The sequence below is a fragment of the Janthinobacterium sp. SUN073 genome, assembly GCF_030397665.1.
Classification (GTDB): domain Bacteria; phylum Pseudomonadota; class Gammaproteobacteria; order Burkholderiales; family Burkholderiaceae_D; genus Janthinobacterium.
In genome coordinates this window covers 1-13734 of record NZ_JAPUBT010000009.1, presented here as the reverse complement: position 1 = coordinate 13734, position 13734 = coordinate 1, and the positions used below count along the sequence as shown (strand labels likewise).

General features: G+C 63.3%; 10 protein-coding genes and 1 pseudogene. 1 reads left to right on the top strand and 10 read right to left on the bottom strand.

What is annotated here, in order from left to right:
• Position 1 precedes the first annotated feature (1 nt).
• The 9 genes and pseudogenes from nrfD to pilM form a co-directional block, all read right to left on the bottom strand.
• Positions 2-1114 carry an NrfD/PsrC family molybdoenzyme membrane anchor subunit gene (gene nrfD / locus O0882_RS21335; protein WP_289951266.1) on the bottom strand — a complete coding sequence of 371 codons (1113 nt, stop codon included), beginning with the start codon at positions 1112-1114 and terminating at the stop codon, positions 2-4.
• Between the two features lie 3 nt (positions 1115-1117).
• Complete coding sequence (dsrO, locus tag O0882_RS21330; RefSeq protein ID WP_071079747.1) at positions 1118-1828, bottom strand: sulfate reduction electron transfer complex DsrMKJOP subunit DsrO; 711 nt, start codon at positions 1826-1828, stop codon at positions 1118-1120.
• Between the two features lie 243 nt (positions 1829-2071).
• Positions 2072-3208: a deoxyguanosinetriphosphate triphosphohydrolase gene (locus O0882_RS21325; protein WP_289951264.1), complete on the bottom strand. Its 1137-nt coding sequence runs from the start codon at positions 3206-3208 to the stop codon at positions 2072-2074.
• Position 3209: 1 nt separating this feature from the next.
• Positions 3210-4871, bottom strand: a complete 1662-nt coding sequence (aroKB, locus tag O0882_RS21320) for a bifunctional shikimate kinase/3-dehydroquinate synthase AroKB (protein WP_289951261.1) — start codon at positions 4869-4871, stop codon at positions 3210-3212.
• 60 nt (positions 4872-4931) lie between these two features.
• Positions 4932-7157: a hypothetical protein gene (locus O0882_RS21315; RefSeq protein WP_289951260.1), complete on the bottom strand. Its 2226-nt coding sequence runs from the start codon at positions 7155-7157 to the stop codon at positions 4932-4934.
• A gap of 97 nt (positions 7158-7254) precedes the next feature.
• A pseudogene (locus O0882_RS21310) lies at positions 7255-8586 on the bottom strand (type IV pilus secretin PilQ family protein); the annotation flags it as partial.
• A 92-nt stretch (positions 8587-8678) separates the two neighbouring features.
• Positions 8679-9707, bottom strand: a complete 1029-nt coding sequence (locus O0882_RS21305) for a pilus assembly protein PilP (protein WP_289951258.1) — start codon at positions 9705-9707, stop codon at positions 8679-8681.
• A 15-nt stretch (positions 9708-9722) separates the two neighbouring features.
• On the bottom strand, positions 9723-10283 hold the full coding sequence (locus tag O0882_RS21300) for a PilN domain-containing protein (protein WP_289951256.1): 561 nt from the start codon (positions 10281-10283) through the stop codon (positions 9723-9725).
• A complete protein-coding gene (pilM, locus tag O0882_RS21295; protein ID WP_289951254.1) occupies positions 10280-10921 on the bottom strand; it encodes a pilus assembly protein PilM in 642 nt (213 codons plus the stop codon). Before pilM ends, O0882_RS21300 begins: the two co-directional genes overlap by 4 nt.
• Before the next feature lie 291 nt (positions 10922-11212).
• Here pilM and O0882_RS21290 point away from each other — a divergent pair, with 291 nt between their 5' ends.
• The gene (locus tag O0882_RS21290; protein ID WP_289951252.1) at positions 11213-13558 is read left to right on the top strand and encodes a penicillin-binding protein 1A; all 2346 of its coding nucleotides are present in this window, start codon (positions 11213-11215) and stop codon (positions 13556-13558) included.
• Here O0882_RS21290 and O0882_RS21285 read toward each other — a convergent pair.
• Positions 13539-13734, bottom strand: a 196-nt coding sequence (locus O0882_RS21285) for a hypothetical protein (RefSeq protein ID WP_289951249.1), incomplete at its 5' end; no start/stop codon positions are given. The two genes, O0882_RS21290 and O0882_RS21285, sit on opposite strands and share 20 nt — an antisense overlap.

Sequence of the window (13734 nt, the reverse complement as noted above, 5' to 3'; positions counted from 1 at the left end):
CTCAGTGCGTGGCCATGGCAGGACGGCTGCGTGTAGCAATCGCGCGTCCCGCCCATGGCAAAAATTCCAGCATCAGCAACAGCAGCGCGATCCACAGGCCGGCCGTGCCGATGATCCCCAGCAAGCCGTCGTTCCCCATCGGCAGGTGGTAGTCGTACAGGCCCGCGCCCGTTTTCGGGATCGTCTGGCCGCCGATGAAAATCGTCCAGCGCATCATCCAGGCGCTATGCAGCGCGATCAGGCCATTCACCAGGCCACTCGTGGCCGGGCGCCAGATGGCCAGCGCCATCGGCACGATGGACGACAGCACGGCCCAGACAGCCGTGAGCTGCCATTGCGGCATGCCGGCCACCTGGGTAAACGCCATGCTGTGGCTGGCGCTCACGCCGGAGAGACTGACGAACAGCCAGCCGCCGCCCAGCGCCAGCACCAGCGCCAGCGACAGGGCCAGCGCGCGGTTCAGCGACACTTCCAGGGCCTGGTCGCGGCCCGGCAGGAAGCGGTTGAACAGCAACGCCAGGCCAACGGCCCCGACAAAGGCCGTGGCGGCAAATTGCGCCGGCAGGAAAGGCGTGAACCACAGAGGACGGGCGCGCACCACCATCACCTCCATGCCCGTGTACAGGCCCACGACAAACGCAGCGAGCAAGGTGAAGACGGCGGCGATACGGATGGCCCGCAGGGAGGCGGCGCCACCGCGCCCGGCCAGGCGATACAGGAAGGCCAGACGGTCCTGGCCCTGCCCCCGCGTGGCGAAGTCCACGCGCAGCGCCAGCCATGCGTACAGCATCAGGCAGCCCAGATACAGGGGAATGAAGAACGAGCCCCACGACATCCACGACTGCGGCTGGAAGTAAATATAGAAGTGATAGAAGCGACCCGGCCCGTGCAGGTCGGCCAGCAGCGCCACGGGCGCCGTCATGCCGCACACGAGGGACGCCAGCAGCGCGATGCGCCCCAGACGTTCATACGCCTTGCGGCCGAAGACGAAGTACGGCAAGGTCAGCATGAAGCTGCCGTAACTGAGGCCGATGAGGAAAAAATACTGCACCGCCCACGGCAGCCATGCCGCTTCGCGCGTGACGTTGAGAATTTCGGTGATGTGGCTGTCCATGGTTTATTTCCCGTGTTTGCTCGGTTGCCAAAGTGTCGCTTCGCCCTCGACGTGGCCGGCGAAGCGCGTGTCCAGTCCCAGGTAGAACACGTGGGGCTGGGTGCCCTGCTCGGGTTTCAGCACCTTCACCTTGTTCTCGGTGAGCAGCTGATGCACCATGCTTTCCGGATCATTCAGGTCGCCGAAGATGCGCGCGCCGCCCACGCAGGTTTCCACGCAGGCAGGCAGCAGGCCTTCGTCGACGCGGTGCGCGCAGAATGTGCATTTGTCGGCCTTGCCCGTTTCGTGGTTGATGAAGCGCGCGTCGTACGGGCAGGCCTGCACGCAGTAGGCGCAGCCCACGCAGCGATCGCCATCGACGACGACAACGCCATCCTTGCGCTGGAAGGTGGCGCCCACGGGACAGACGGGAATGCAGGGGGGATTGGCGCAGTGGTTGCACAGGCGCGGCAGCATGTAGGTGCCGCAGCGGTTCTCTTCCTTGACTTCATAGGTCGAGACGACGGTGCGGAAGCTGTTTTCCGGTACGGCGTTTTCCATGATGCAGGAGACCGTGCACGCCTGGCAGCCGATGCACTTCTGCACATCGACCACCATCGCCCAGCGCTGCCCGCCCTCGCCCTTGGTGGCAGCCTTGCCGGGCAGCGGCGCGATGGCCGCCCCGATGGTAACGGCTGGCAAGGCGCGCAAAAAACTGCGGCGCGATTCAATCATGACACTCTCCTTGACTATGGGCGGCAAGCCCTTGTTGACTTGCTGCCATGATAGAAAAGAAGTTGCCGTACGGATATTGGGGTGATCGGGTGGGGACCTAGATGATCATGCCAATTGACAGAGGATGTCGGATGGGTGTACGCGCTTGTAACCCAACGGCAAATGCTGGGGTCAGACCCGGCGGGGGAACGCGCCCCAGTGGGGCGTGTTGCGATCGCGAAGCGACTGACCCCAAAATGACGCTTACAGCTCGTCGAGCGAATACAGCCGGCGGTGCTCGCGGATCGCGTAGCGGTCCGTCATGCCGGCGATATAGTCGGCGATCTTGCGCGCCTGCCTGGTCACATCATCGCCATTGACTTGATAATCGGGCGGCAGCAGGGCCGGTTCGGCCATGAAGCTGTCATACAGTTCGCGCACGATACGGCTCGCTTTCACGCGCATGCGGTTGACCTGGTAGTGGCGGTACAGGTTCGCGCGCAGGAAGCGTTTCAGGTCCGTCGCATCGCGCCGCATGGCATCCGAAAAGCGGATCAGCGGGGGGCTGGCGCGCACTTCGTTCACATCGCGCGGCGCCGCATCGAGGATCAGCGCATTCGAGGTGACGATCAGATCGTCCGCCAGCGCCGTGATCAGGCGGCGCAGGGTTTCGTAGATGGCGCGCCGGCCCGACAGGCCGGGAAACGCCTGCTGCACGTCGCGCCACAGGCGGCCGAAGAATTCCACCTCTTCCAGCTGTTTGATGGTGATCAGGCCCGAACGCAGGCCGTCGTCGATATCGTGGCTGTTGTAGGCGATTTCATCGGCCAGATTGGTCAGCTGCGCTTCCAGGGTCGGTTGCGTGCGGTCGATGAAGCGCTGGGCCACGGGCCCCAGTTCGCGCGCATGCGCCAGCGAGCAGTGTTTCAATATGCCTTCGCGCGTCTCGAACATCAGGTTCAAGCCATCGAAGGCGCCGTAGTGCTCTTCCAGCGTATCGACCACGCGCAAGCTTTGCAGGTTGTGCTCGAAGCCGCCGTGCGCCTGCATGCATTCATTGAGTACGTCCTGGCCCACGTGGCCGAATGGCGTGTGGCCCAGGTCATGCGCGAGCGCGATGGCTTCCACCAGATCTTCATTCAGGCGCAGGTTGCGCGCGATGGAGCGGCCCACCTGCGCCACTTCCAGGCTGTGCGTCAGGCGCGTGCGGAACAGGTCCCCCTCGTGATTGAGGAAAACCTGGGTCTTGTATTCGAGGCGGCGGAAGGCCGAGGAATGGATGATGCGGTCGCGGTCGCGCTGGAACTGGCTGCGCGAGGCGTGCGGCGCCTCGGCAAAGCGACGTCCCTGCCCCTGTGCCGAGTGAGCCGCGTAGGGAGCAAGGAAGTCTTCGGGCAGCATGTTATTGCACTCCGGCGGCCAGGGTGGCCAGCACCAGTTCGTGGGGCGCGGACGTGATGCAGGGGCTGCCCAGCGGTTTCAACAGGATGAACTTGATGGCGCCGCCCTCGTTCTTCTTGTCCACTTCCATCAGTTCCAGCCAGCGCTCGACACCGAGGTCCGGCGCCTTGACGGGCAGGCCGGCGGCGGCGACGAGCTTGCGCAAGCGCTCCACGGCTGCCTGGTCGATATAGCCCATGCGGCAGGACAGGTCGGCCGCCATCACCATGCCGCAGCCGACGGCTTCGCCATGCAGCCAGTGGCCATAGCCCAGGCCCGCTTCAATGGCGTGGCCGAAGGTGTGGCCGAAGTTCAGGATGGCGCGCAAGCCGCCTTCGCGTTCATCCTGGCGCACCACGTCGGCCTTGATTTCGCAGGAACGGGCGATGGCGTAGGCCAGGGCGCCCTTGTCGCGCGCCATCAGCTTGGCCATGTTCGCCTCGATCCAGTCGAAAAAGGCGGCATCGATGATGGCGCCATGCTTGATCACTTCGGCCAGGCCGGCCGACAGCTCGCGCGCCGGCAGGGTTTCCAGGGTCGAGGTGTCGGCGATCACGGCGCGCGGCTGATAGAACGCGCCGATCATGTTCTTGCCCAGCGGGTGGTTGATGCCCGTCTTGCCGCCGACGGAAGAATCGACCTGCGCCAGCAAGGTGGTGGGCACCTGCACGAAGCCGATGCCGCGCATGTAACTGGCGGCCGCATAGCCGGTCAGGTCGCCGATCACGCCGCCGCCCAGCGCCACCAGGGTGGTCTTGCGGTCGCATTTGTTGGCCAGCAGCGCGTCGAAGATCTGCATCAGGCTGGCCCAGTTTTTATATTCTTCACCGTCCGGCAGGACGATACTGATCACGTCGCGGCCGTCGCTGGCCAGCGCCGCCTGCAGGCGGCCCAGATACAGGGGCGCGACGGTGGTATTGGTGACGATGGCCACCTTGTGGCCGCTGATATGGCGCAGCAGCGCATCGGCGTCGGCCAGCAAGCCGGGACCGATGGCGATCGGGTAACTGCGTTCGTCGAGGTCTACGCTCAACAACATTTTGGATTGCTCGTTCATCGAAGGCTCTGCATGAATGACGCAGTTGGGCGAGGCCTCGCATTCGAGGCTGGCCAACTGCATCAGAATTGTCTGGACCATCGATTGTACGTTAGGACGGCCCGTGTCGATGACAATGTCGGCCACTTCCATGTAATGGGGTTCGCGCTGGGTCGTCAATTCTTCCAGTTTGCGGCGCGGATCGGCCGTCTGCAGCAGGGGGCGATTCTTGTCATGGCTGGTGCGCGCCAGGATGTTGCTGACGCTGGCGCGCAGATACACGACCGTGCCCCGTTCCTTCAGGTAGGCGCGGCTGTCGGCATTGAGGATGGCCCCGCCGCCCGTGGCCATGACGATGCCTTCCTGGGCGCTCAGGTCGCGAATGACCTCGGCCTCGCGCCGGCGAAAGCTGGCCTCGCCCTCGATTTCGAAGATCCACGGGATGGTGGCCCCCGTACGCGCCTCGATCTCGTGGTCGGAATCGACAAAACGCAAGCCCAGCTTGCGGGCCAGGATGCGCCCGATGGTGGTCTTGCCTGCGCCCATGAGGCCGACAAGGAAAATATTACTGTTGGAAATTTCAGACACTTTTTATATCAATCAGAAAATAAGCGGGCACCGCCTCTACGGCGCCCGTTTCCCCTTGCGTCAAGGACAGGAGAATGTCAGTCTAAACGGGTAACTGGTGGCGTTACCCAGCGGCGTCGTCACTGTTACATTAAACGTACTGACCACATCCGCTACACAATTTGTCGGCGTCAGGCTGTTAATTGTAACGGCATGCCGGCTTCCCTGGTTACCTTGAATGTTGCCTCCGGTACGGTCATCCACGCCAAGCGTGTTGTGCGGATAGATATTTTGGATGCTATCCGGGGTGATGGAGCCGACTCCATTGATCATGTTCGTGATCGCGACAGTCGTCCCGGAAGGCATGGGATTTTGACGCAAATCGCTCAATCGCAGACTGAATTGACGCACGCCAGCGGCTGAAACGCTCCCCAGATCATAAGTGCTGCGATCCAGGCTTACCTGGGCCGACTGATCGAACAGCGTGACATTGTCGGCACGGCTGCCGCTCAGGAAGATGGCGATCTTCGCGAACAGCGTCTTGCTGCCGTCCGAAGTGCTGGCGCAGACGGTTGCCAGGCCTGGCCACAGGCTGTCGGCCGTGCCGCCATTGCTGACGTCATTGCAGGGCGTGAGCGGCGGATTGGTCGCCACGCGCGGGTTCTGGCTGCGGAAGTCGACCGAGCAGCCGCCGTTCATGGTGGTGCAGCCGCCCATGCTGGACGAGCCGATGGCGCCCAAATTGCTCTGAAATGCCACTGGCGTGCCGTCAGGAACGGGGTTGCCCGCTTGATCCGCCAGCAAGATAGTGACGGTCGTGGCAGGGTTGCCCACGGGGCTGTCATACGACCAGCCTTCCACGCTGGACTTGACGGAGCTGAGCGAAAACGCCGTTTGCACAGGCAAACCAGTTGTTACCAGGATGGAATCGGACAAGGTGGAAATGCCAGAGGCCAGGCTGGCCTTGACGCGGAAGGTGGTCGGGGTGGTGCCGGAATTGACGGTGGTGATGACGTCACCGTTGTCATCCGTGGTGTCTGTCACTTTATTGAGTGTCATGCCAGGGCCGTTCAGCAGCGCAAACGTCACTTTCTGGCCGACCAGCGGTTTGTTGAAAGTATCGAATACGCGGAAAGTCAGCGTGGCCATTTCCGTGCGCGCTATGCCGCCCTGCCCTTGAATCACGATCGATTTTCCTACCGGACTGACGGCGGAAAACTGTACCGATGCCGGCGCGACGTGGCCGATCGGCAGCGTCGCGTGATACATGGAAGCGCTGCCCATCACTGTGGCATTGACCATATCGTAGTCATTGCAGCCCAGGTCGCGGAAAACAGCCGTAGCCTTGCCGTTGACTACCGGCACGCCGCTGGTCACGCTAGCCTTGCCGGCCTGCACGCAAGTCGAACTGAAATTGACCGTCTGACCTGATCCCGTGTACAGGCTGGTGCCAGCCATGACATCGACCGTGACGTTGGTGGTGCCATAGGCCGCGATACTGGCGGGCGAAAACTGCATGTTGCTCGCTGTCAGGTCGGTGGCTCCCAGCACATAATTGATCTGGCTGCTGGCAACGGCGCCATTGGCCGTCGTCGTCGCCTGCAAAGTGGCCGCGCCGCTGGCGGACAGGCTGAATGGCCGCAGCGTGACGCTGGCCGTGCCTGTCGCATCGGTCAGTGCCGTTCCCACCGATGACGACATGACGGCCAGAGTGTTGTCAGTGGAGAACGCGACCAGGGCGTTGGCGATTGGCTTGCCGTTTAAATCGGTCACCAGGGCCTTGGCTGTCAGCGGCGTGGCGCTCGACAGCGCGTTACTGGCGCTGCCACCACTGAACAGCGACAGCGTCATTTTCGCGCCCGCAGCCTGCGCCGCCTTGACTTCATAACTCGCCTCGCCGGTGACCGTGGCGGTGCCCGCCGCGACAGTGGCCGTCAGCTTGCCCGCACCGGTGACCGTCGGATTCAAGGCCGAGACAGTGATGCTGGCATAGCCCTTGGCGTCCGTCAGCGCCGTGCCATTGCTCGACGACAGCTTTACCAGTGTGGCGTCGGAGGCGAAAGTGACTATCGTATTGCTGACCGGAGCACCATTTTTATCGATCACCAGCGCCTTGGCCGTCAGCGGCGCAGTGCTGCTTAACGTACTGGCAGGCTGGTCGGCCGCGTTCAACAGGCTCACCGTGACCGTCGCGGCCACACCACCGGTGGTACCACCGCCCTTGCCGCCATCAATGGTCGGATCGCCGCCACCGCCGCCACAGGCGGCCAGCACAGTGCTCAAGACCAGCAAAGCCAGCCAATTCAATGCCCTACTCCAAGAAGTATTGCCTAAAGAAAAATTCCGCATAGTCGCCATCAGTCCGCTTTCGTTTGCATTGTTACTTAAACGTAAAGATGTGACATTAACGTGTTGCTGGCCGATCTGCCACTATTTTCGGCGTAATAAACACCATCAGTTCCGTTTTTTCTTGACTGCGGCCCGTGCTGCGGAAAAAAACACCGAGCACGGGGATGTCGCCCAGCAGCGGCACCTTGCTGTCCGTACCCCGTTCGGACTGCTGATAAATGCCACCCAGCACCACCGTGCCGCCGTCTTCCACCATCACTTGTGTACGCACGTGCTTGGTGTCGATGGCGAAGCCGGAACGCGTTTCCTGGCCCACGCTATCCTTGTTCACATCCACTTCCAGTACCACGTTGCCGTCCGGCGTGATCTGCGGCGTGACCTCCAGGCGCAGGTTCGCCTTGCGGAACGTGATCGAGGTGGCGCCGCTGCTGGTGGCCACCTGGTACGGCAGCTCGATGCCCTGCTCGATCAGCGCCAGCACCTTGTCGGCCGTCACCACGCGGGGGCTGGAAATGATCTTGCCCCTGCCATCGGCTTCCAATGCGGACAATTCCAGGTTCAAAAAGCGGTTGGCGGCCGCCGAAAACAGGCTCAGGGCGAAGCTGGCCGGTTGCAAGCCATTGATGCTGGCGGCAGGCAAGTTGACGAATTGCGTGTTCGGCACGAAGGCGCCGGCGCCGGCCACCGTTTGCCCCGTTGCCTCGCCCACGCCCTGATACGTGCCGCCGATGGCCGCACGGCGCCCGCTGCCGCCCAGGGAAAAACCGGGCAACTGACCCGCTGCCAGTCGTTGGTCCGTAAAACCCAGGCGGGCGCCCAGGTTGCGGCTGAAACTGTCGTTCGCCTCGACGATGCGCGCCTCGATCATCACTTGCCGCGTGGCAATATCTGTCTTGGCGATCAGCTGACGGATCTGCTCCAGGCGCGCCGGCACGTCGGTGACGAACAACTGATTCGTGCGCGGCTCGATCAGCACGCTGCCACGGCGCGACAGCAGCCGGCTGCGGCCTTCCCCCGCATCGAGGCCGAACACGCTGCGGAACGCTTCCGCCTTCTGGTAGTTGAGCTGGAAGATGGCTGATTGCAAGGGTTCCAGTTCCGCGATCTGGGCGCGCGCTTCGAGCTCCAGTTTTTCGCGCGCCAGCATTTCCTCACGCGGCGCGATCCACAACACGTTGCCATTGCGCCGCATGTCCAGTCCCTTCGCCTGCAGCAGCACGTCGAGCGCCTGGTCCCACGGCAAGTTGCGCAGTCGCAGCGTCAGGTTGCCCGTCACGCTGTCGCTGGCGATGATGTTTTGCCCCGACGCGTCGGCCAGGATGTGCAGGGCCGCGCGCACGCCCACGTTCTGAAAGTCGACGGAGATTTTCTCGCCCGCATACAGGCGCGGCGCCGTCACCTGCACCACCGCTTCGTCGCCGGCCAGGGCGGCGCCATGCAGCAATAGCCAACACATCGAACACATCCACACAGACGGCTTCATGGCGTGGCCTCCGGCACACTGGCCCTGGCGTCACCCGGCCTTTGCAGGGACAGGCTGCCATGCCGTTCGCGCCACCCGCCGCCCGCGTCCGGCAGCAACTCTTTGTACTGCAGCGCCTGTTCGCTGATTTGCGTGACCCGGCCGTGGTCTGGCCCCAGATACTGGCCCACCGCCACCCGGTACACGCGCTGGCCCGCCAGCAGCAGCGCGCTCAGGCGCCCTTCCTGCTGCACGCTGCCCACCATGCTGATGGCCGGCAAGGCGACGCTTTCCAGCGGCTCGCGCACACGACGCGGGTCGGGTCCGGCCACGCTGCCATGCTGACCCGGCGCGCTTGCCGCCTGCAAGGCGCCAAAAGGGTCGGCCAGGGTGGCGGCGGCGTACGGCTGCGGCGCGACAGCGGCAAGCGGGCGCCATGCCGCTGCGGGTACGGCCGCCTGGGGCGCCAAAGCCGCTTGTGCCGCCCGTTCCCCCGCGTCGGGCAAGCGATACGCCTGCAGCACGGCATCCAGGGTCAGCAAGCGATCCTTGCCCAGGGTCAAGGCCAGCTCATGCACCGTAACGATGCGCGGCAGGCGCGCCAGGTCCCCCAGCAACGCGCCCATGGCGTGATAGCCGCCGCGCAACTGGATGGCAATCGGCAAAGCGACATACGGCGCTTGCGGCCGGGCCGCGCCCGGCTTGAACAGCGAAAATTGCAGGCCGCGCGACTGGCCTGCGGCGTTAATGTCCGTCAACAACACCGCCATCGCCTGCTGGTCGGGCAATTGCTGTTCCAGCTGGGCCAGCTCGGCGCCGGCCTGGCACCGCTGCGCACGCCACTGCGGCAACTGGCTCGCCCTGGCTTGCGCCGCCAGATACCCGGCGCGCAAGCGGCCCTCCTCGCCTTGCGCCACCTGCACGGCCGCACTCAGTCCATCGAGCCACACGGCGTGCAGCAACCCGGTCACCAGCATGCCCGCCAGGGCAGCGCAAGCGACGCGCACCGATAGCGGCCACAGCGACGCGGTCTTCAAGCTCAGCATGATCAACCTCCACGACTAAGATTGCCCAGCGGGTGCCAACGCCAGCCGTATCGTCCATTCCACGGCGCCATCTGCCGCGCCGCGCACTTCCACCAATTCCGGACGGGACCAGGGCGCGGCCCGCTCCAGCGCCAGCAGCAGTGCCGCGACCTTGTCTTGCGACGCAGCCTGCCCCTGCAGGCGCACCATCGCCGTTTCCTGGCGCACACTGTGCAAGGCCACGCCAGCCGGCATCGCCTGGGCCAACACGTCCAGCATGCGCACCCAGGCATGGCGTTGCTCTTGCAAATTGGCAATGGCCTGTTGGCGCAGCAACAGCGCCGCCGTCTCGCCCTGCACCAGCTTGCCGGAGACGAGGACGGCATTCACTTGCTGCATGGCATGACGCCAGCCTTGCTGGCGACGCAGCTGCACGTCGAGCCGCTGCTGCAGCCAGGCGCCCGCCGCCAGGGCCAACAGCAATCCCAGCACCGCCCCACCGGCCAGTTGCCACAGCAACAGCTGACTGCGTCGGCGCCGTGCCGCCTGCCGATGCGGCAACAGGTTGATGCCTGGCACTTCCGCCACGGCCGTCATCGCGCGTACCGGTGCATGGCCAGGCCCCAGGCCAGCTGATAACTGAGGCCGCCGTCCGGCAATGCTTGCCAGCCACCCTGCGCGAGTGCCGCCTGCAGGGCCAGCGCCTCGCTATCCATGACGATGGGCGTCAAGCCGGCCGCCGTAGCCGCATCGAGGCGGCGCTGCACGCTGGCGCGCCGCGCCGCCACCAGCAGCACTTCGATCTCCTGCTGCGTCTGGCCGGCAAACGGTGGCGCCGGCCCCAGCTGGTAAAAATCCAGGCTGGCGTCTTCCAGTGCAAACGGCATGTATTGGGCCGCTTCCAGTTCCACCAGGATTTCCAGCTGTTCCTCCGGCAAACCGGCGGGCAGGCGGATCGCATGCGTGATCAGGGCCGTGGCTGGCATGGCCAGTGCCACGCGGGTGCAGGCGCTGCCACTGTTGCGGCATGCCAGGCGCACGGCGCTGGCCAGGCCCTGCGGATCTTCGACATGACCTTCAAGCATCACTCCTGCCGCCAGCGCGGCGCTGCCGCAATGCCGGCACGACAATTTCCCTCGCCGGCGCCGCAACTCGACCACGCGCACGGCATCGTCCGCCATGTCGATGCCCAGCAAACCGATGCCAAGAAAACTGCGGATGGATATGTTTTTCATAGAGAAACATCAGCGTGGGAGGGGGTGCTGCCATCGGCAAGCCTAGTCCTGGCAGCGCTGGCTTGTAAACGGATTTCACGCTGGTGTCTGCGGTGCGCGGCGCCTATCTGGCCCGGCCGTGATCTGGCGCAGAATAATTGTTACCAAATCCTGGTTGCCAGCGGGCCAATACACGCTTATATAGAGTATCGACAAGTTTCAACACTCCCCCGGCAAGCGCCACGGCGCGCTGCCACCCCGGCAAGCTCGCTTATAATTGACCGGCATAATTAACCGAAAGACATACGACGCATGACATCTTCAAACTCCGCTGGCTCCGCTGGCTCGAAGCCGCCCACCAAGGGCAGCAAACCCAAACGTTTTCTGCTGATGGCCCTGGTATCGCTGCTGGGCCTGGGCATCGTCGGCGTCTTGCTGGTGGTCTTTGGCCTGGCCATGGCCTATCCGAACCTGCCGGCGCTCGATACCTTGACCGATTACAAGCCAAAGATGCCACTGCGCGTGTTCACGTCCGACAGTGTGCTGATCGGCGAGTTCGGCGAAGAACGGCGCAACATGGTGCACATCAAGGATATTCCCGATGTCATGAAGAAAGCCGTGCTGGCCATCGAAGATGACCGTTTCTATGAACATGGCGGCGTCGACTATCTGGGCATCACGCGCGCGGCCCTGCACAACCTGACGGGCGGCGCCAAGCAAGGTGCCTCGACCATCACGCAACAGGTGGCGCGCAATTTCTTCCTGTCCAGCGAACAGACCTTGAAACGCAAGGCGTATGAAGTCTTGCTGGCGTGGAAAATCGAGAAAAACCTCAGCAAGGACCAGATCCTCGAAGTGTATATGAACCAGATTTATCTGGGACAGCGCGCCTACGGCTTCGCCTCGGCCGCGCAAATCTATTTCGGCAAGAATATCCAGGATCTCACCGTCGCCGAAGCGGCCATGCTGGCCGGCTTGCCGAAGGCGCCGTCGGCCTACAACCCCGTCGTCAATCCGAAACGCGCGCGCATGCGCCAGCAATACATTCTGCAGCGCATGGCCCAGCTGGGCTACATCACGCCGGCGCAGTTCGAAGAAGCGAAAAATGAAGAGCTGAAAGTGAAGACCGACAGCAGCGCCTTCGGCGTGCACGCGGAATACGTATCGGAAATGGCGCGCCAGCTGGTCTACGAGCAATTCAAGGAAGATACCTATACGCGCGGCCTGAACGTCTACACCACCATCACCAAGGCCGACCAGGACGCCGCCTACATCGCCTTGCGCAAGGGCGTGATGGATTACGAGAAACGCCACGGCTACCGCGGCCCGGAAGCCTACATCGAGATTCCGAAAACCAAGGCCGAAGCGGATGACGCCATCGAGACGGAACTGGCCGACCACCCGGACAGCGACGACATCATCGCCGCCATGGTGCTGCAAGCGTCGCCCAAGTCCTTGCAGGCAGTCACCTCGGCCGGCGAGGAAATCACCATTACCGGGCCCGGCCTGACCTTCGGCGCGGCCTGGCTGTCGGAAAAAGCGGCGCCGAACCGCCGCATCAAGCGCGGCGCCGTGATCCGCGTCATGCAGGAAGGCAATACCTGGGTCTTGACGCAGATGCCGGAAGTGCAATCGGCGTTCGTCTCGGCCAGCACCACGGACGGCGCCATTCGCGCCATGGTGGGCGGCTTCGATTACAACCGCAACAAGTTCAACCACGTCACGCAGGCGTGGCGCCAGCCCGGTTCGGCCTTCAAGCCCTTCATCTATTCCGCTTCGCTGGAACGGGGCCTGTCGCCGGCCACCATCATCAACGATGCGCCGATCTCGTTCGACGCGGGCCAGACGGGCGGCCAGGCGTGGGAACCGAAAAACTACGACAGCAAATACGATGGTCCGATGACCATGCGCAAGGGCTTGATGAAATCGAAGAACATGATTTCCATCCGCATCCTGCACAAGATCGGCGCCAAGTATGGCCAGGAATACGCGACGCGTTTCGGCTTTGATGCGGACAAGAACCCGCCGTACCTGACCCTGGCCCTGGGCGCCGGCAACGTGACACCGCTGCAGATGGCGGGCGCGTACGCCGTGTTCGCCAATGGCGGCTACAAGATCAACCCCTACCTGATCGCCAAGGTGACCGATAGCGATGGCAATATCCTGTCGCAAGCCAAGCCGGACCTGGCGGGCGAGGAAGCCAACAGAGTCATCGACGAGCGCAATGCCTTCATGATGAACAGCATGCTCAACGATGTCGTGCGCTTCGGCACGGCGAACAAGGCCATGGCCTTGAAGCGCCCTGACCTGGCCGGCAAGACAGGCACCACCAACGATTCCATCGACGCCTGGTTCGCCGGTTACCAGGCCAAGCTGGTGGGCATCGCCTGGATCGGCTACGACCAGCCGCGCAACCTGGGCAACCGGGAAACGGGCGGCGGCCTGGCCTTGCCGATCTGGATCAACTACATGGCGAAGGCATTGAAAAGCATTCCCGTCGAGGAACGCGCCGTGCCGGAAGGCCTGATCCGCGTGGGCGACGAGTATTACTATGCGGAAAATCCACCGGGCACGGGCGTCGGCAGCCTGGAAGGCGCGGCGCGCGGCACGCCGGAGGAAGAGAAAGCCAAGGAAGCGGTCAAGAACGAATTGTTTTAAGATCGTTTGATGCAAAAAGGGCAGCCTGAAGAGGCTGCCCTTTTTTATTGCGCTGACCCGTCCTGGAATAAGTTGACACTTTTTCGTTACAGAGAAGGAGTGTCCGATGGAACAAGGGTTTCGACGCAGTCAGCGAGATTACAGCCTGGCTTTTAAATTGAGCGTTGTCGAGCAGG